The following is a 17,144-nucleotide window of genomic DNA, read 5'->3' as shown; positions in this document are numbered from 1 at the left end:
CACGGAAATGGTCATGCCTGGCGATAACGTCGCCATGGACGTGCAGCTGATCGTGCCGATCGCCATGGAAGAGAAGCTCCGCTTCGCTATCCGTGAAGGCGGCCGCACCGTCGGTGCAGGCATCGTCTCCTCGATCATCGAGTAATGAATTTGACTGGCGGTTACGCCGCCAGTCTGGCATTCTAAATGCCGCATAGGGGTATAGCTCAGTTGGTAGAGCGACGGTCTCCAAAACCGTAGGTCGCGGGTTCGAACCCTGCTGCCCCTGCCATTTCAGAACGGGTGCTCATGGCTTGACTATGGGTGCCCGTTTTCTATATGATAGTTCAGGCGGCCATCTATGCCGCCTTACCTTTTCGATGATGGCGCAGGCTTCGGCAGGGCGACGTCGTGGAAAATGATAATTCCCTGCGGGATTTGTTGGCCGGGCAGGGGAGGATCGCCGCCGCACGATTGGATGGTGCGCCGGGTGATATTCGCAAGGATCGGATCTCCGATAAGCCTGTATGGTATTCTTTTAACCTTTGGGCTTGTTTTTTTCGGGAATCGATTCTATGTAGCGTCAACAGACACGCGGCGCGTGGGGCTGAATTTTCAGCTTTGCGTGCCGTATACGCGTGACTTCAGGCTTTTGATTCGTTTTTGCGAGCTAGAGTTTGGGGGTAGCGCCGGATCAATGACAGAGCGGCAGATGGCATCCAAGACGAATCCGATCACCTTTTTTCAGCAAGTTCGCGCCGAAACGGCGAAGGTGACCTGGCCTACACGGCGTGAAACGGTCATCTCCACCATTATGGTGGTGATCATGGCGTTTCTGGCTGCCGCGTTCTTTTTTCTTGCCGACCAGCTTATGGCCTATGGCGTAGAATTTATTCTCGGCCTTGGTCGATAAGTTAGGATTGGGGAGTTTTTAGATGACGGCGCGCTGGTACATCGTTCACGCCTATTCCAATTTCGAAAAGAAGGTCGCCGAGGACATCGAGGCCAAGGCAAAGCAGAAGGGTCTGTCCGAGCTTATCGAGCAGATCGTCGTGCCGACCGAGAAGATCGTTGAAGTGCGCCGCGGCCGCAAGGTTGACGCAGAGCGCAAGTTCTTCCCGGGTTACGTGCTGGTGCGTGCAACCCTTACGGATGCCGTCTTCTCGCTGATCAAGAATACTCCGAAAGTCACTGGCTTCCTTGGCGATTCCAAGCCGGTGCCGGTTTCCCAGAAGGAAGTCGACCAGATTCTGAACCAGGTTCAGGATGGCGTCGAGCGCCCGAAGACTTCGGTATCCTTCGAGATTGGCGAAAACGTTCGCGTTTCCGACGGTCCGTTCGCTTCCTTCAACGGGATCGTTCAGGAAGTCGACGAAGAACGCGCGCGTCTCAAGGTTGAGGTTTCCATCTTCGGGCGCGCAACGCCCGTGGATCTGGAATACGGTCAGGTTGACAAGCTCTGATCGTTTGCCCGTGAAGGGCTCCACTCCCGGCGAATTTCGGCTGGAGTGGAAATGGTGGAAGGGAAGGCGGCTTAGCCGGTCGCCGATCTCCGGACCACCGAACTGCCCGCCAGTCGAACTGGCGTCAGTCGAGAGCCGGATTTTCCGGCATTAATCGAGAAAGCCGGATTTCCGGCAAAGTAAAAAAGGCAGAAAGCAATGGCTAAGAAAATTGCAGGCCAGCTGAAGCTCCAGGTAGCGGCAGGTGCGGCCAATCCGTCGCCCCCGATCGGTCCGGCCCTGGGTCAGCGCGGCATCAACATCATGGAATTCTGCAAGGCGTTCAATGCTGCCTCGCAGGAAATGGAAAAGGGTTCGCCGATTCCAGTCGTGATCACCTATTACCAGGACAAGTCTTTCACTTTTGTGATGAAGACGCCTCCGGTAACCTACTTCCTCAAGAAGGCCGCTAACCTCAAGTCCGGTTCGAAGACCCCGGGTAAGGCAAGCGCCGGCACGATCACCCGCGACAAGGTTCGCACGATCGCTGAAGCGAAGATGAAGGATCTGAACGCCGCTGACATTGAAGCAGCGATGCGCATGATCGAAGGTTCTGCCCGTTCGATGGGCCTGGAAGTGGTGGGCTGAGACGATGGCGAAGATTTCCAAGCGCATTAACAAGATCCGTGAAGGCGTCGATCGCAACAAGCTGTACGATCTGTCGGCTGCTATCGGTCTCGTCAAGGAACGTGCTGTCGCCAAGTTCGATGAAACCATCGAAATCGCGATGAACCTCGGCGTCGATCCGCGCCACGCCGACCAGATGGTCCGCGGTGTCGTCAACCTGCCGAATGGCACGGGCCGTACGGTTCGCGTTGCTGTTTTCGCTCGCGGCGACAAGGCTGAAGAAGCCAAGAAGGCTGGCGCCGACATCGTCGGTGCGGAAGAACTGTTCGAAATCGTCAATGGCGGCAAGATCGAATTCGATCGCTGCATTGCAACCCCGGACATGATGCCGCTCGTTGGCCGTCTTGGTAAGGTTCTCGGCCCTCGCGGCATGATGCCAAACCCGAAGGTTGGCACCGTCACCACCGACGTTGCAGCTGCTGTTGCTGCTTCCAAGGGCGGCGCAGTCGAGTTCCGCGTCGAGAAGGCCGGTATCATCCATGCCGGTATCGGCAAGGTTTCCTTCGACAATGCCAAGCTCGAAGAAAACATCAAGGCTTTCGCTGACGCCGTCATCAAGGCAAAGCCATCGGCTGCCAAGGGTGAATACGTCAAGCGCGTGTCGATTTCCTCGACCATGGGCGTTGGCGTCAAGGTCGACCCGGCAACCGTCAAGGTCGTCGCCTAAGTTTCAGGGCTCCGGTTCGCCGGGGCCCAAGCCTTTCCGATTGGAGAGGCATGGCTGCCAGCCAGTTCTGGAACAACAGGACGAACGGCAAGAATTCCGGGTCGCAAGACCCGGATAGCCGGATGAAAATCCGGTTATCCTGTCCGAGATTGCAGGCGGATCATCATCTTCGGGTGGTTTTCCTTAAACGCAAAGCCTGCATGAGACGTGGAATAACCCTGTTTCGCACGAATGTGCATGCAAGGTTTGAACCGTAGTTGCCTTTGGGTGAAGCCTGCTTGCAGGTGGAACTGAAGGGGACAGGATCCTCGAACGTCGGACTGACTGTGAAGTTCGTCCGGCAAAGGCAACCCGGCAGGGCCATGTGGTCCTGTCAACTGGAGAGAGACAGTGGATAGAGCGGAAAAGCGCGAATTTGTCGCGTGGCTGAACGGCGCTTTCAAAGAGTCCGGTTCGGTCGTCGTGGCCCACTATACCGGTCTCACCGTTTCGCAGATGAGCGATCTTCGCTCGAAGATGCGTGATGCAGGTGGGTCCGTTAAAGTCGCGAAAAACCGCCTTGCCAAAATCGCTCTTCAGGGCACGGAATCGGAAGGTATTGCTGACCTGTTTACGGGTCAGACGGTCGTTGCTTACGCAAACGATCCGATCGCCGCTCCGAAAGTAGCCGTCGAATTCGCCAAGACTAACGACAAGCTCGTTATCCTCGGCGGTGCAATGGGTGCAACGACGCTTAACGCCGATGGCGTCAAGTCGCTTGCTTCGCTCCCGTCGCTCGACGAACTGCGCGCAAAGCTGGTTGGAATGATCCAGACCCCGGCTCAGCGTCTTGCAGTACTTACCAGCGCTCCGGCGGGCCAGATCGCCCGCGTTATCGGCGCGCACGCCCGGAAGAACGAGGCGGCTTAAGGCCGTTTCTCGCTGTCAAGTTCAAACCTTTATAATAGGAAGTACAAAAATGGCTGATCTCGCAAAGATCGTTGAAGACCTTTCGGCCCTGACCGTTCTGGAAGCCGCTGAGCTGTCCAAGCTTCTCGAAGAGAAGTGGGGCGTTTCGGCTGCTGCTCCGGTCGCTGTTGCTGCTGCTGGTGGCGCTGCCCCTGCTGCTGCTGCAGAAGAAAAGACCGAATTCGACGTCGTTCTCGCTGACGGCGGCGCTAACAAGATCAACGTGATCAAGGAAGTGCGCGCAATCACCGGTCTCGGCCTCAAGGAAGCCAAGGACCTGGTCGAAGGCGCTCCGAAGGCTGTCAAGGAAGGCGCTTCGAAGGACGAAGCTGAGAAGATCAAGGCACAGCTCGAAGCTGCTGGCGCCAAGGTCGAACTCAAGTAAGTTCGGACTATTCTGGCGGATGGTTTTCCATCCGCCAGTTCCCGCCGGACTTTCCCGGTGGGTCGGATGACTGGAACCCTTTTCCTGAGTGCCGGAACGGCTTTCAGGAAACGGGTTTTAGCCCGTTAAGAGCGCCGCGTGTCGGCAACGATGCTGAAGGCCGCTCTGGAAAGTTTGCATATGATCCTTTCGATCCATCCGATCTGAAGGGGCCGATCTGAAGGTTCATGTGCTCGAAGGACCGCCGAAGGGCGGCGCATGATAAAGGCCGCAAGGCGTGAGCAAGCCGCAAGGCTATAGAACGAGGAGCGACGATGGCTCAGACCCATTCTTTCAATGGTCGCAAGCGCGTACGCAAATTTTTCGGCAAGATCCCAGAGGTCGCCGAGATGCCGAACCTTATCGAGGTTCAAAAGGCATCTTACGACCAGTTCCTTATGGTTGAAGAACCATCCGGTGGGCGTCCTGACGAGGGTTTGCAGGCGGTTTTCAAGTCTGTTTTCCCAATTCAGGATTTCTCCGGCGCTTCAATGCTCGAATTCGTTCGCTACGAGTTCGACGCACCAAAATTCGACGTTGACGAATGCCGTCAGCGCGATCTGACGTATTCGGCGCCACTCAAGGTGACGCTGCGTCTCATCGTGTTCGATATTGACGAAGATACCGGCGCGAAGTCGATCAAGGACATCAAGGAACAGGATGTCTACATGGGCGATATGCCGCTCATGACCGACAACGGCACCTTCATCGTCAATGGTACCGAGCGCGTGATCGTTTCACAGATGCACCGTTCGCCGGGCGTCTTCTTCGATCATGACAAGGGCAAGACCCATTCGTCGGGCAAGCTCCTGTTCGCGGCTCGCGTCATTCCTTATCGCGGTTCCTGGCTCGATATCGAATTCGATTCCAAGGACATCGTCTACGCACGTATCGACCGTCGTCGCAAGCTGCCGGCCACCACGCTGCTGATGGCGCTCGGCATGGACGGCGAAGAAATTCTGTCGACGTTCTACAAGACTGTCACCTATACGCGTGATGGCGACAATTGGCGCATTCCGTATTCGGCTGACCGCTTCAAGGGCATGAAGATCATTTCCGATCTCATCGACGCGGACACCGGCGAAGTCGTTCTGGAAGCCGGCAAGAAGCTGACCGCCCGTTCGGCCAAGCAGCTTGCCGAAAAGGGCCTCCAGGCCATCAAGGCGACGGAAGACGACCTGTTCGGTTCTTATCTTGCGGAAGACGTCGTCAATTACGCAACCGGTGAGATTTATCTCGAAGCCGGTGACGAAATCGACGAGAAGGTCCTCAAGACCCTGCTCGACACCGGTGAGACGGAAATCAACGTTCTCGATATCGACCATGTCAATATCGGCGCGTACATCCGCAACACGCTGGCTGTCGACAAGAACGAAAGCCGTCAGGAAGCCCTGTTCGACATCTATCGCGTCATGCGTCCGGGCGAGCCGCCTACGATGGATTCGGCCGAAGCGATGTTCAACTCGCTGTTCTTCGATGCCGAGCGTTACGACCTTTCGGCCGTCGGTCGCGTGAAGATGAACATGCGTCTGGACCTCGATGCGGAAGACACCGTGCGCGTTCTGCGCAAGGAAGACATCCTGGCCGTGGTCAAGATGCTTGTGGAATTGCGCGATGGTCGCGGCGAAATCGACGACATCGACAATCTCGGCAACCGCCGTGTGCGTTCGGTCGGTGAACTGATGGAAAATCAGTACCGCGTCGGTCTGCTCCGCATGGAGCGCGCGATCAAGGAACGTATGTCCTCGATCGAAATCGACACGGTCATGCCGCAGGACCTGATCAACGCGAAGCCGGCTGCTGCAGCCGTGCGCGAGTTCTTCGGTTCCTCGCAGCTGTCGCAGTTCATGGACCAGACCAACCCGCTTTCGGAAATCACCCACAAGCGCCGTCTGTCGGCACTTGGACCGGGCGGTCTGACCCGCGAGCGCGCTGGCTTCGAAGTCCGCGACGTGCATCCGACCCACTATGGCCGTATCTGCCCGATCGAGACGCCGGAAGGCCCGAATATCGGTCTGATCAACTCGCTCGCAACCTTTGCCCGCGTCAACAAGTACGGCTTCATCGAAAGCCCGTACCGCAAGGTTGTCGACGGCAAGGTGACGAACGACGTTGTCTATCTGTCGGCGATGGAAGAAGCCAAGCACTCGGTTGCCCAGGCTAACGTCGAACTGGACGAGCAGGGCGGTTTCGTTGACGAGTTCGTCATCTGCCGTCATGCAGGCGAAGTGATGATGGCTCCGCGTGAAAACGTGGACCTGATGGACGTTTCGCCGAAGCAGCTTGTTTCGGTTGCTGCGGCTCTGATCCCGTTCCTTGAAAACGACGACGCCAACCGCGCTCTCATGGGCTCGAACATGCAGCGTCAGGCCGTTCCGCTCGTTCGCGCTGAAGCGCCGTTCGTCGGCACCGGCATGGAACCGATCGTCGCTCGCGACTCCGGTGCAGCTATTGCAGCGCGTCGCGGCGGTATCGTCGACCAGGTGGATGCGACCCGTATCGTTATCCGTGCAACGGAAGATCTCGATCCCTCCAAGTCGGGCGTCGATATCTATCGTCTGCAGAAGTTCCAGCGCTCGAACCAGTCGACCTGCATCAACCAGCGTCCGCTCGTTCGCGTCGGTGACCCGATCGGCAAGGGCGACATCATCGCTGACGGTCCGTCCACGGATCTGGGCGATCTGGCTCTCGGCCGCAACGTGCTCGTCGCGTTCATGCCGTGGAACGGCTACAACTACGAAGACTCGATCCTGCTTTCCGAGAAGATCGTTTCGGAAGACGTGTTCACCTCGATTCATATCGAGGAATTCGAAGTTGCTGCCCGCGACACCAAGCTTGGACCTGAGGAAATCACCCGCGATATTCCGAACGTTTCGGAAGAAGCGCTGAAGAACCTCGACGAAGCCGGTATCGTATACATCGGTGCCGAAGTGCATCCTGGCGACATTCTTGTCGGCAAGATCACGCCGAAGGGCGAAAGCCCGATGACGCCGGAAGAAAAGCTTCTGCGCGCCATCTTCGGTGAAAAGGCATCGGACGTCCGTGACACCTCCATGCGCATGCCGCCCGGAACCTACGGTACGGTTGTGGAAGTTCGCGTTTTCAATCGCCACGGCGTTGAAAAGGACGAACGCGCCATGGCTATCGAGCGCGAGGAAATCGAGCGTCTCGCCAAGGACCGTGACGACGAACAGGCGATCCTGGACCGCAACGTCTATGGCCGTCTCGCCGACATGATCGATGGCAAGGTTGCCGCTGCCGGCCCGAAGGGCTTCAAGAAGGGCACAACGATCAGCCGCGATCTCATGACGGAGTATCCGCGGTCGCAGTGGTGGCAGTTTGCCGTTGAAGACGAAAAGCTTCAGGGCGAGCTGGAAGCTCTGCGCAGCCAGTACGACGACTCCAAGAAGCTGCTCGAAGCACGCTTCATGGACAAGGTCGAAAAGGTACAGCGCGGCGACGAGATGCCTCCGGGCGTCATGAAGATGGTCAAGGTCTTCGTCGCTGTGAAGCGCAAGATTCAGCCAGGCGACAAGATGGCTGGCCGTCACGGCAACAAGGGTGTGGTTTCGCGCATTCTGCCGGTCGAGGACATGCCGTTCCTGGAAGATGGTACGCATGCCGACATCGTGTTGAACCCGCTTGGCGTTCCGAGCCGAATGAACGTGGGCCAGATTCTGGAAACCCACCTCGGCTGGGCTTGCGCAGGCATGGGCAAGAAGATCGGTGAGCTCATCGACGTTTATCGCAAGACGGCCAATATCGAGCCTCTGCGCCAGACGCTGGAGCACATCTATCCGGACAACGACCGCAATGAACCGGTCCGGTCTTATGATGACGATTCCGTCCTCATGCTGGCCAACCAGGTGAAGCGCGGCGTGTCGATCGCAACGCCGGTCTTCGACGGTGCGGTTGAAGCCGACATCAACGCGATGCTGACGGATGCCGGACTTGCAACGTCTGGTCAGTCGACGCTTTACGATGGCCGTACGGGTGAGCCGTTCGACCGTCAGGTGACCATGGGCTACATCTATATGCTGAAGCTCCACCACCTGGTCGACGACAAAATCCACGCTCGTTCGATCGGACCTTACTCGCTCGTTACGCAGCAGCCTCTGGGCGGCAAGGCCCAGTTCGGCGGCCAGCGCTTCGGCGAAATGGAGGTCTGGGCTCTGGAAGCATACGGTGCGGCCTACACGCTGCAGGAAATGCTTACCGTCAAGTCGGACGACGTGGCAGGCCGTACCAAGGTCTACGAAGCGATCGTGCGCGGCGACGACACGTTCGAAGCGGGCATTCCGGAGAGCTTCAACGTTCTCGTCAAGGAAATGCGCTCGCTCGGCCTCAATGTCGAACTCGACGACACGCGTGACGCTGAACAGCCGGCCCTGCCGGACGCGGCGGAATAAACTTCGAGGCGCGCCATGGTATCGCCGTGGCGCGCCGGTAAACTCGTTTTCGATGACGGCGGTTTTTCCCCGCAAGAGGAAGCGAGACTACGGCAAGCCAGTTCATAACTGCGTAGCACCGCGATTTCTTTTCAGGATGGCAAGGATTTTCAGCTTGTCATCGACGACACAGGGCGACGGATCGCCCTCAAGGAGAACGGCATGAACCAAGAGGTCATGAATCTTTTCAATCCTCAGGCTCCGGCACAGACGTTCGATTCCATCAGAATCTCGATTGCCAGCCCTGAGAAGATTCTGTCCTGGTCATACGGCGAGATCAAGAAGCCGGAGACGATCAACTACCGTACGTTCAAGCCTGAACGCGATGGTCTCTTCTGCGCGCGCATCTTCGGCCCGATCAAGGACTATGAATGCTTGTGCGGCAAGTACAAGCGTATGAAATACAAGGGCATCATCTGCGAAAAGTGCGGCGTGGAAGTCACGCTCTCGCGCGTTCGTCGCGAGCGCATGGGCCACATCGAACTCGCGGCCCCGGTTGCCCATATCTGGTTCCTGAAGTCGCTGCCGAGCCGTATCGGCACGCTGCTGGACATGACGCTCAAGGATATCGAGCGCGTCCTGTACTTTGAGAACTACATCGTTACCGAACCGGGCCTGACCTCGCTGAAGGAGCACCAGCTTCTTTCGGAAGAGGAATATATGATTGCCGTCGATGAATTCGGCGAAGATCAGTTCACTGCCCTCATCGGTGCTGAAGCTATCTACGAGCTTCTGGCTTCGATGGAACTCGAAAAGATCGCCGCCGATCTGCGCGTCGAGCTTGCCGAGACCACTTCGGACCTGAAGCAGAAGAAGCTGATGAAGCGTCTGAAGATCGTCGAAAACTTCCTGGAGTCGGGAAACCGCCCGGAATGGATGATCATGAAGATCGTTCCGGTCATTCCGCCGGACCTGCGTCCGCTCGTGCCGCTGGACGGCGGTCGTTTCGCGACGTCGGATCTGAACGATCTCTATCGCCGCGTCATCAACCGTAACAACCGTCTGAAGCGCCTGATCGAACTGCGCGCACCGGGCATCATCATCCGCAACGAAAAGCGTATGCTGCAGGAAGCTGTGGACGCGCTGTTCGACAACGGCCGTCGTGGCCGTGTCATCACCGGAGCCAACAAGCGCCCGCTGAAGTCGCTCTCCGACATGCTCAAGGGCAAGCAGGGCCGTTTCCGTCAGAACCTGCTCGGCAAGCGCGTCGACTATTCCGGCCGCTCGGTCATCGTGACCGGTCCGGAACTGAAGCTGCACCAGTGCGGCCTGCCGAAGAAGATGGCGCTCGAACTGTTCAAACCATTCATCTACGCACGTCTCGACGCCAAGGGTTATTCCTCGACCGTCAAGCAGGCGAAGAAACTGGTTGAAAAGGAACGTCCGGAAGTCTGGGATATCCTTGACGAAGTGATCCGTGAGCATCCGGTTCTCCTGAACCGCGCTCCGACGCTGCACCGTCTCGGTATTCAGGCATTCGAGCCTACCCTGATCGAAGGCAAGGCGATCCAGCTGCATCCGCTCGTCTGTACGGCGTTCAACGCCGACTTCGACGGTGACCAGATGGCTGTTCACGTTCCGCTGTCGCTTGAAGCTCAGCTTGAAGCCCGCGTGCTGATGATGTCGACCAACAACATCCTGCATCCGGCTAACGGCGCACCGATCATCGTTCCTTCGCAGGACATGGTTCTCGGCCTTTATTATCTGTCCATCGTGGCGGAGAAGGAGCCGGGCGAGGGCATGATGTTCGCGGATATGGGCGAGCTGCAGCATGCGCTTGAAAACAAGGTCGTTACGCTGCACACCAAGATCAAGGGCCGCTTCAAGACGGTCGACGCCGAAGGCAAGCCAGTGTCGAAGATCTACGATACGACGCCTGGCCGCATGATCATTGGCGAGCTTCTGCCGAAGAACGTCATGGTGCCGTTCGACATCTGCAATCAGGAGATGACCAAGAAGAACATCTCCAAGATGATCGACCACGTCTACCGCCATTGCGGTCAGAAAGAGACGGTCATCTTCTGCGATCGCATCATGCAGCTCGGTTTCGCTCATGCCTGCCGTGCAGGCATCTCCTTCGGCAAGGATGACATGGTTATCCCGGACACGAAGGCGAAGATTGTTGCCGACACCGAAGCGCTCACGACCGAATACGAACAGCAGTACAATGACGGCCTGATCACTCAGGGCGAAAAGTACAACAAGGTCGTTGACGCCTGGGGCAAGGCTACCGACAAGATCACCGAAGAGATGATGGCGCGGCTGAAGGCCGTCGAATTCGATCCGGTGACCGGTCGCCAGAAGCAGATGAACTCGGTCTACATGATGTCGCATTCGGGTGCCCGTGGTTCGGTCAACCAGATGCGTCAGCTTGGCGGCATGCGTGGCCTGATGGCCAAGCCGTCGGGTGAAATCATCGAAACCCCGATCATCTCGAACTTCAAGGAAGGCCTGACCGTTAACGAGTACTTCAACTCGACCCACGGTGCCCGTAAGGGTCTGGCAGACACCGCCTTGAAGACGGCTAACTCGGGCTACCTGACCCGCCGTCTCGTTGACGTTGCACAGGATGCAATCATTTCGGAAGTCGATTGCGGCGCCGAAATCGGTCTCACCATGCAGCCGATCGTCGATGCCGGTCAGATCGTTGCCTCGATCGGCCAGCGCGTTCTGGGCCGTACGGCTCTCGATCCGATCCTGCATCCGGCAACCGGCGAAGTCATCGTCGAAGCTGGCCGCATGATCGAGGAAAAGGACGTCGAGATCATCGAGAAGGCTGGTATCCAGTCGATCCGCATCCGTTCGGCCCTGACCTGCGAAACCCGCAACGGCGTCTGCGCCAAGTGCTATGGTCGCGACCTTGCACGCGGTACTCCGGTCAACCAGGGCGAAGCGGTCGGCGTTATCGCTGCTCAGTCGATCGGCGAGCCGGGCACCCAGCTCACCATGCGTACCTTCCACTTGGGCGGTACTGCACAGGTGGTTGACAGCTCGTATCTCGAAGCTTCGTACGAAGGCACCGTCAAGCTGCGTAACCGCAACGTGGTTCGCAACTCCGATGGCAACCTCGTGGTGATGGGCCGTAACATGGCTGTCCTGATCCTCGACGCAACGGGCAAGGAACGTGCGGTCCACCGCGTGACCTACGGTTCGCGTCTGTTCGTGGACGAGGGCGATACGGTCAAGCGCGGCCAGCGTATTGCTGAGTGGGACCCGTATACCCGTCCGATCATGACCGAAGTTGAAGGCTATGTTGAGTTCGAAGATCTCGTCGATGGTCTCTCGGTTTCGGAAACGGCTGACGAGTCGACCGGTATCACGAAGCGCGTCGTCATCGACTGGCGTTCGACGCCTCGCGGTTCGGACCTCAAGCCTGCCATGGTCATCAAGGACAAGGCCGGCAAGATCCTGAAGCTGTCGAAGGGTGGCGATGCCCGCTTCCTGCTCTCCGTGGAATCGATCCTTTCGGTCGAGCCTGGCGCGCATGTGAAGGCTGGTGACGTTATCGCCCGTCTGCCGATGGAAAGCGCCAAGACCAAGGACATCACCGGCGGTCTGCCGCGTGTGGCCGAACTGTTCGAAGCACGTCGTCCGAAGGACCATGCCATCATCGCCGAGATCGATGGTACCGTTCGCTTCGGTCGCGACTACAAGAACAAGCGTCGCATCATCATCGAGCCGAACGACGACACGATCGAGCCGGTCGAGTACCTCATTCCGAAGGGCAAGCCGTTCCATCTTCAGGACGGCGACGTCATCGAAAAGGGTGAGTACATCCTCGACGGCAACCCGGCACCGCATGACATTCTGGCGATCAAGGGCGTCGAAGCTCTGGCTTCGTACCTCGTGAACGAAATCCAGGAAGTCTATCGTCTGCAGGGCGTTTTGATCAACGACAAGCACATCGAAGTGATTGTCCGTCAGATGCTGCAGAAGGTGGAAATCACGGAATCCGGCGATACCGGCTACATTCCGGGCGACCACGTCGACCGCATCGAGTTGGAAGAGATCAACGAGCGTCTTATCGAAGAGGGCAAGAAGCCGGGCTCCGGCAATCCTGTTCTGCTCGGTATCACCAAGGCTTCGCTGCAGACGCCTTCGTTCATCTCTGCTGCGTCGTTCCAGGAAACGACCCGCGTCCTCACCGAGGCTGCGGTGGCCGGCAAGATGGACACGCTGCAGGGTCTCAAGGAAAACGTCATCGTTGGCCGTCTCATTCCGGCCGGTACTGGCGGCATGACCAACCAGATCCGTCGCATCGCAACCGCTCGCGACGATCTGATCATCGACGAGCGCCGCAAGTCTTCCGGTTCCGCGGAAGCCAATGCGATGCTGGTGGACATGACCAACAACGCTGCCGAATAAGATCGGCGGATACGAAACTGAAAAAGGCCGCCCTTCGGGGCGGCCTTTTTGCATTTCGGGATAACGGGAGAGCCCGCATCAGCAGAAGAAAAAAAAACGCCGGTTGAAACCGGCGCTCTCTATGATGCTTATTCTTCTTCCTCGTCGTCGCCGTCGAATTCGATCAGCGCGACTTCACCGCTAAGGGCGGTGGCCCAGGCGCTCTTGTGCGGTTCTTCTTCCGGCTCTTCGGTCAGTGTGCCCATCTCCAGAAGTTCGGCTTCATGGTAGCCTTCTTCGGCAAGAATGCTGAGGACGGTCTGAACGAGATCTTCGTTCTCGTCCGATTTCAAAAGCAGGTGTACTTCGACTGGGGATTCTTCGCCTTCGTTCCAGACATCAGCGATGACGAGATGGACGGTTGGCGAATCGTCGCCCGCAGGTGTGGAATCATTTGTGGATGTGGAAGACATTGAGAAACCCTTAATATTCGGTTGCGTTTCGACTCGGATGTGCTTCAATAGCCTGACCTGAGTGGCTGCGCCATGCTTGCATAGGAAAATGACGGTTTTGATCGCGTAATATTAGCGAATAGTCGTCAAATGCGGCGCAATAACCTGTCCGGGCGGGATCAAAACGCCGGTTTCAGGGCTTTCATTAAAGAAACTTGAGCCGCTGCCCTTGACGAAACGTCGCTAAAGACGTATCAGCAGCCCATCTGAGCCGATGTGAGACAGGCTTTTTCGGGACGACGCGTCCTGAAGTTCGTCTCAAACAGGGTTCGTTTTACGATCGAAATGCAACTTGCCGTTCGCATGAAGCGTCAGCTTCCTCTGCTTTTGTTCGGGGTGGCCACCGGTTGACGAGGGCTGACTCCGAATTTGTGCATGAGCATGCCGGTGAAACGGCCCCTTGGGGCGTGGATACGAGATTTTTTAAAGAGGAAGGTTGTATGCCAACCGTAAACCAGCTTATCCGCAAGCCGCGCATTGCGCCGGTAAAGCGTAATAAGGTTCCTGCACTGCAGGCAAACCCTCAGAAGCGCGGCGTTTGCACCCGCGTTTACACGACGACCCCGAAGAAGCCGAACTCGGCTCTGCGTAAGGTTGCCAAGGTTCGTCTGACGAACGGCTTCGAAGTTATCGGTTATATCCCTGGTGAAGGGCATAACCTGCAGGAGCACTCCGTCGTCATGATCCGCGGCGGTCGTGTAAAGGACTTGCCAGGTGTGCGTTACCACATCATCCGCGGCGTTCTCGACACCCAGGGCGTCAAGAACCGCAAGCAGCGCCGTTCGAAGTACGGTGCAAAGCGTCCGAAGTAAAATTTTCCGGGGATACCGGCCGCCAGAAGGTGAGCTGAGCCCGATGTAATTGAAAGAAGAGACGAAATGTCCAGACGCCATAAGGCTGAGAAGCGTGAGATCAATCCGGATCCGAAGTTCGGCGATCTCGTTATCACGAAGTTCATGAATGCAGTCATGCTTCATGGCAAGAAGTCGGTTGCTGAAAGCATCGTTTACGGTGCGCTCGATGCAATCGAAGCCAAGGCAAAGTCCGAGCCGGTCGCGCTGTTCCATCAGGCGCTCGACAACGTAGCTCCGCACATCGAAGTCCGTTCGCGCCGCGTTGGTGGTGCAACCTATCAGGTTCCGGTTGATGTGCGTCCAGAACGCCGCCAGGCACTTGCCATCCGTTGGCTCATCAATGCTGCTCGTGGCCGTAACGAGACGACGATGATCGATCGTCTTTCCGGTGAGCTGCTTGACGCTGCCAACAACCGTGGTTCTGCTGTGAAGAAGCGTGAAGACACGCACCGCATGGCTGAAGCCAACCGCGCCTTCTCGCATTACCGCTGGTAATCGTCGAAACCTATTCAAAGAGCGACTATCATGGCCCGCGAATATAAAATCGAAGACTACCGCAATTTCGGTATCATGGCTCACATCGACGCCGGTAAGACGACGATGACCGAGCGCATTCTGTTCTATACCGGTAAGAACCACAAGATCGGCGAAACCCACGATGGTGCGTCGACCATGGACTGGATGGAGCAGGAACAGGAACGCGGTATCACGATCACTTCCGCTGCTACGACCACGTTCTGGCAGGGCCGTGATGGTAAGAAGCGCCGTTTCAACATCATCGACACGCCTGGTCACGTTGACTTCACGATTGAAGTTGAGCGCAGCCTGCGCGTTCTCGACGGCGCAATCGCGCTGCTCGACGCCAACGCTGGCGTTGAGCCCCAGACCGAAACCGTGTGGCGTCAGGCTGAAAAGTACCACGTCCCGCGTATGGTCTTCGTCAACAAGATGGACAAGATCGGTGCCGATTTCTACCGTTGCGTAGAAATGGTCGGTTCGCGTCTTGGCGCAGTAGCACTTCCGGTTCAGCTGCCGATCGGCGCTGAAAACGAGTTCGAAGGCGTCATCGACCTGATCGAAATGAAGGCCCTGACCTGGGATGGCACCATCGGCGCAGCTGCGACGGTTGGTGAAATTCCTGCCCATCTGAAGGACAAGGCTGAAGAATATCGCGAAAAGCTCATCGAGCTGGCCGTGGAAATCGACGAAGCTGCAATGGAAGCCTATCTCGAAGGCACCATGCCTACGAATGACGAGCTGCGCGCTCTGATCCGTAAGGGCACCATCGACGTCAAGTTCCATCCGGTTCTTTGCGGCACCGCGTTCAAGAACCGTGGCATTCAGCCGCTTCTCGACGCTGTTGTGGAATTCCTTCCGGCTCCGACCGATGTTCCTGCCATCAAGGGCATCGACGTCAAGACGGAAAGCGAAACCACCCGTGAATCTTCGGATGAAGCACCGCTTTCGATGCTCGCATTCAAGATCATGAACGACCCGTTCGTTGGTTCGCTGACCTTCGCTCGTATTTACTCGGGCAAGCTGACCAAGGGCATTTCGCTCGAAAACACCGTCAAGGGCAAGCGTGAGCGTATCGGCCGTATGCTGCAGATGCACTCCAACAGCCGTGAAGACATCGAAGAAGCTTTTGCTGGCGACATCGTTGCTCTGGCTGGCCTCAAGGAAACCACCACTGGCGATACGCTCTGCGATCCGCTGAAGCCGGTTATCCTCGAGCGCATGGAATTCCCGGATCCGGTTATCGAAATCGCTATCGAACCGAAGACCAAGGCCGACCAGGAAAAGATGGGCATCGCGCTCAATCGTCTAGCTGCCGAAGATCCTTCTTTCCGCGTCAAGTCGGACGAAGAATCCGGTCAGACCATCATCGCCGGCATGGGCGAACTTCACCTCGACATTCTCGTCGATCGCATGAAGCGCGAATTCAAGGTTGAAGCCAACGTCGGGGCTCCGCAGGTTGCTTACCGTGAATCGATCACCCGTCAGGCTGAAATCGATTACACCCACAAGAAGCAGTCGGGTGGTTCGGGTCAGTTCGCTCGCGTCAAGATCATCTTCGAACCGCATGATGGCGACGATTTCATCTTCGAATCGAAGATCGTCGGCGGCTCGGTTCCGAAGGAATACATTCCGGGTGTCCAGAAGGGTATCGAAAGCGTCATGGGTGCAGGCCCGCTGGCTGGCTTCCCGATGCTCGGCGTGAAGGCCACCCTGATCGACGGTGCGTACCATGACGTTGACTCGTCTGTTCTCGCCTTCGAAATCGCGTCCCGTGCAGCGTTCCGTGAAGGTGCGCAGAAGGCTGGCGCACAGCTCCTCGAACCGATCATGAAGGTCGAGGTTGTCACGCCGGAAGATTACGTTGGTGACGTCATCGGCGATCTGAACTCGCGTCGCGGTCAGATTTCCGGCACCGAAGCCCGCGGCATCGCCACGGTCGTCAATGCAATGGTTCCGCTGGCTAACATGTTTGGTTACGTGAACTCGCTGCGTTCGATGTCCCAGGGCCGTGCACAGTACACGATGCAGTTCGACCATTATGAGCCGGTTCCGACGGCGGTCGCACAGGAAATCCAGAAGAAGTTTGCGTGATCTAAGGGTCACGCTCCCAATTAAAAGAATGCCTGAGCAGGCTAAATTTACGGAGAGCTCAAATGGCAAAGAGTAAGTTTGAACGTACGAAGCCCCACGTTAACATCGGCACGATTGGTCACGTTGACCATGGCAAGACGTCGCTGACTGCAGCGATCACCAAGTTCTTTGGTGAGTTCAAGGCGTATGACCAGATCGACGCCGCTCCTGAAGAGCGCGCCCGCGGCAT

Annotated in this window: 14 protein-coding genes and 1 tRNA gene; 14 read left to right on the top strand and 1 reads right to left on the bottom strand. The window is 57.3% G+C overall.

From position 1 onward, the window contains the following. The 10 genes from ACOWVS_RS22890 to rpoC all read left to right on the top strand — a co-directional run. Positions 1–145: elongation factor Tu (locus ACOWVS_RS22890; protein ID WP_420973129.1), on the top strand; the 145-nt coding region annotated here is incomplete at its 5' end. A gap of 50 nt (positions 146–195) precedes the next feature. Further along, a tRNA-Trp gene (locus ACOWVS_RS22885) sits at positions 196–271 on the top strand. Between the two features lie 420 nt (positions 272–691). Next, positions 692–892, top strand: coding sequence for a preprotein translocase subunit SecE (gene secE, locus ACOWVS_RS22880; protein ID WP_002964376.1), 201 nt, complete (start codon positions 692–694; stop codon positions 890–892). A 22-nt stretch (positions 893–914) separates the two neighbouring features. Then, the gene (gene nusG, locus ACOWVS_RS22875; protein WP_006467043.1) at positions 915–1,442 is read left to right on the top strand and encodes a transcription termination/antitermination protein NusG; all 528 of its coding nucleotides are present in this window, start codon (positions 915–917) and stop codon (positions 1,440–1,442) included. 198 nt (positions 1,443–1,640) lie between these two features. After that, positions 1,641–2,069: a 50S ribosomal protein L11 gene (gene rplK, locus ACOWVS_RS22870; protein WP_006467042.1), complete on the top strand. Its 429-nt coding sequence runs from the start codon at positions 1,641–1,643 to the stop codon at positions 2,067–2,069. Between the two features lie 4 nt (positions 2,070–2,073). Further along, complete coding sequence (rplA, locus tag ACOWVS_RS22865) at positions 2,074–2,775, top strand: 50S ribosomal protein L1 (RefSeq protein ID WP_006467041.1); 702 nt, start codon at positions 2,074–2,076, stop codon at positions 2,773–2,775. 390 nt (positions 2,776–3,165) lie between these two features. After that, positions 3,166–3,684, top strand: coding sequence for a 50S ribosomal protein L10 (rplJ, locus tag ACOWVS_RS22860; protein ID WP_006467039.1), 519 nt, complete (start codon positions 3,166–3,168; stop codon positions 3,682–3,684). A gap of 49 nt (positions 3,685–3,733) precedes the next feature. Next, a complete protein-coding gene (gene rplL, locus ACOWVS_RS22855; RefSeq protein ID WP_006467038.1) occupies positions 3,734–4,108 on the top strand; it encodes a 50S ribosomal protein L7/L12 in 375 nt (124 codons plus the stop codon). A gap of 314 nt (positions 4,109–4,422) precedes the next feature. Beyond that, entirely contained in the window at positions 4,423–8,556 is a 4,134-nt protein-coding gene (rpoB, locus tag ACOWVS_RS22850; RefSeq protein ID WP_021587206.1) for a DNA-directed RNA polymerase subunit beta, read from the top strand. Between the two features lie 201 nt (positions 8,557–8,757). After that, positions 8,758–12,960: a DNA-directed RNA polymerase subunit beta' gene (gene rpoC / locus ACOWVS_RS22845; protein WP_006467037.1), complete on the top strand. Its 4,203-nt coding sequence runs from the start codon at positions 8,758–8,760 to the stop codon at positions 12,958–12,960. Between the two features lie 128 nt (positions 12,961–13,088). Here rpoC and ACOWVS_RS22840 read toward each other — a convergent pair whose 3' ends face one another. Next, positions 13,089–13,412: a hypothetical protein gene (locus tag ACOWVS_RS22840; protein ID WP_021587208.1), complete on the bottom strand. Its 324-nt coding sequence runs from the start codon at positions 13,410–13,412 to the stop codon at positions 13,089–13,091. A 479-nt stretch (positions 13,413–13,891) separates the two neighbouring features. Between ACOWVS_RS22840 and rpsL the strand changes: the two genes are divergently transcribed. The 4 genes from rpsL to ACOWVS_RS22820 form a co-directional block, all read left to right on the top strand. Next, positions 13,892–14,263, top strand: coding sequence for a 30S ribosomal protein S12 (rpsL, locus tag ACOWVS_RS22835; RefSeq protein WP_006471111.1), 372 nt, complete (start codon positions 13,892–13,894; stop codon positions 14,261–14,263). A gap of 66 nt (positions 14,264–14,329) precedes the next feature. After that, positions 14,330–14,800 carry a 30S ribosomal protein S7 gene (gene rpsG, locus ACOWVS_RS22830; protein WP_006467033.1) on the top strand — a complete coding sequence of 157 codons (471 nt, stop codon included), beginning with the start codon at positions 14,330–14,332 and terminating at the stop codon, positions 14,798–14,800. A 30-nt stretch (positions 14,801–14,830) separates the two neighbouring features. Next, the gene (gene fusA, locus ACOWVS_RS22825; RefSeq protein ID WP_021587209.1) at positions 14,831–16,915 is read left to right on the top strand and encodes an elongation factor G; all 2,085 of its coding nucleotides are present in this window, start codon (positions 14,831–14,833) and stop codon (positions 16,913–16,915) included. 62 nt (positions 16,916–16,977) lie between these two features. After that, on the top strand, positions 16,978–17,144 hold a 167-nt coding region (locus tag ACOWVS_RS22820; protein ID WP_313790970.1), incomplete at its 3' end, for a GTP-binding protein.

Source organism: Brucella sp. IR068, assembly GCF_049065885.1.
Taxonomy (GTDB): Bacteria; Pseudomonadota; Alphaproteobacteria; order Rhizobiales; family Rhizobiaceae; genus Brucella; species Brucella intermedia.
Note: the sequence above shows the minus strand (reverse complement) of the source record. Positions and strands in the feature narration are given on the sequence as shown.

Bases quoted from the DNA above. Each gene is read 5' to 3' on its own strand.
- rplL (WP_006467038.1), top strand. From the start codon at position 3,734: ATGGCTGATCTCGCAAAGATCGTTGAAGACCTTTCGGCCCTGACCGTT.
- rpsL (WP_006471111.1), top strand. From the start codon at position 13,892: ATGCCAACCGTAAACCAGCTTATCCGCAAGCCGCGCATTGCGCCGGTA.
- secE (WP_002964376.1), top strand. From the start codon at position 692: ATGGCATCCAAGACGAATCCGATCACCTTTTTTCAGCAAGTTCGCGCC.
- ACOWVS_RS22840 (WP_021587208.1), bottom strand. From the start codon at position 13,412: ATGTCTTCCACATCCACAAATGATTCCACACCTGCGGGCGACGATTCG.
- fusA (WP_021587209.1), top strand. From the start codon at position 14,831: ATGGCCCGCGAATATAAAATCGAAGACTACCGCAATTTCGGTATCATG.
- rpoC (WP_006467037.1), top strand. From the start codon at position 8,758: ATGAACCAAGAGGTCATGAATCTTTTCAATCCTCAGGCTCCGGCACAG.
- rpoB (WP_021587206.1), top strand. From the start codon at position 4,423: ATGGCTCAGACCCATTCTTTCAATGGTCGCAAGCGCGTACGCAAATTT.
- nusG (WP_006467043.1), top strand. From the start codon at position 915: ATGACGGCGCGCTGGTACATCGTTCACGCCTATTCCAATTTCGAAAAG.
- rplA (WP_006467041.1), top strand. From the start codon at position 2,074: ATGGCGAAGATTTCCAAGCGCATTAACAAGATCCGTGAAGGCGTCGAT.
- rpsG (WP_006467033.1), top strand. From the start codon at position 14,330: ATGTCCAGACGCCATAAGGCTGAGAAGCGTGAGATCAATCCGGATCCG.
- rplK (WP_006467042.1), top strand. From the start codon at position 1,641: ATGGCTAAGAAAATTGCAGGCCAGCTGAAGCTCCAGGTAGCGGCAGGT.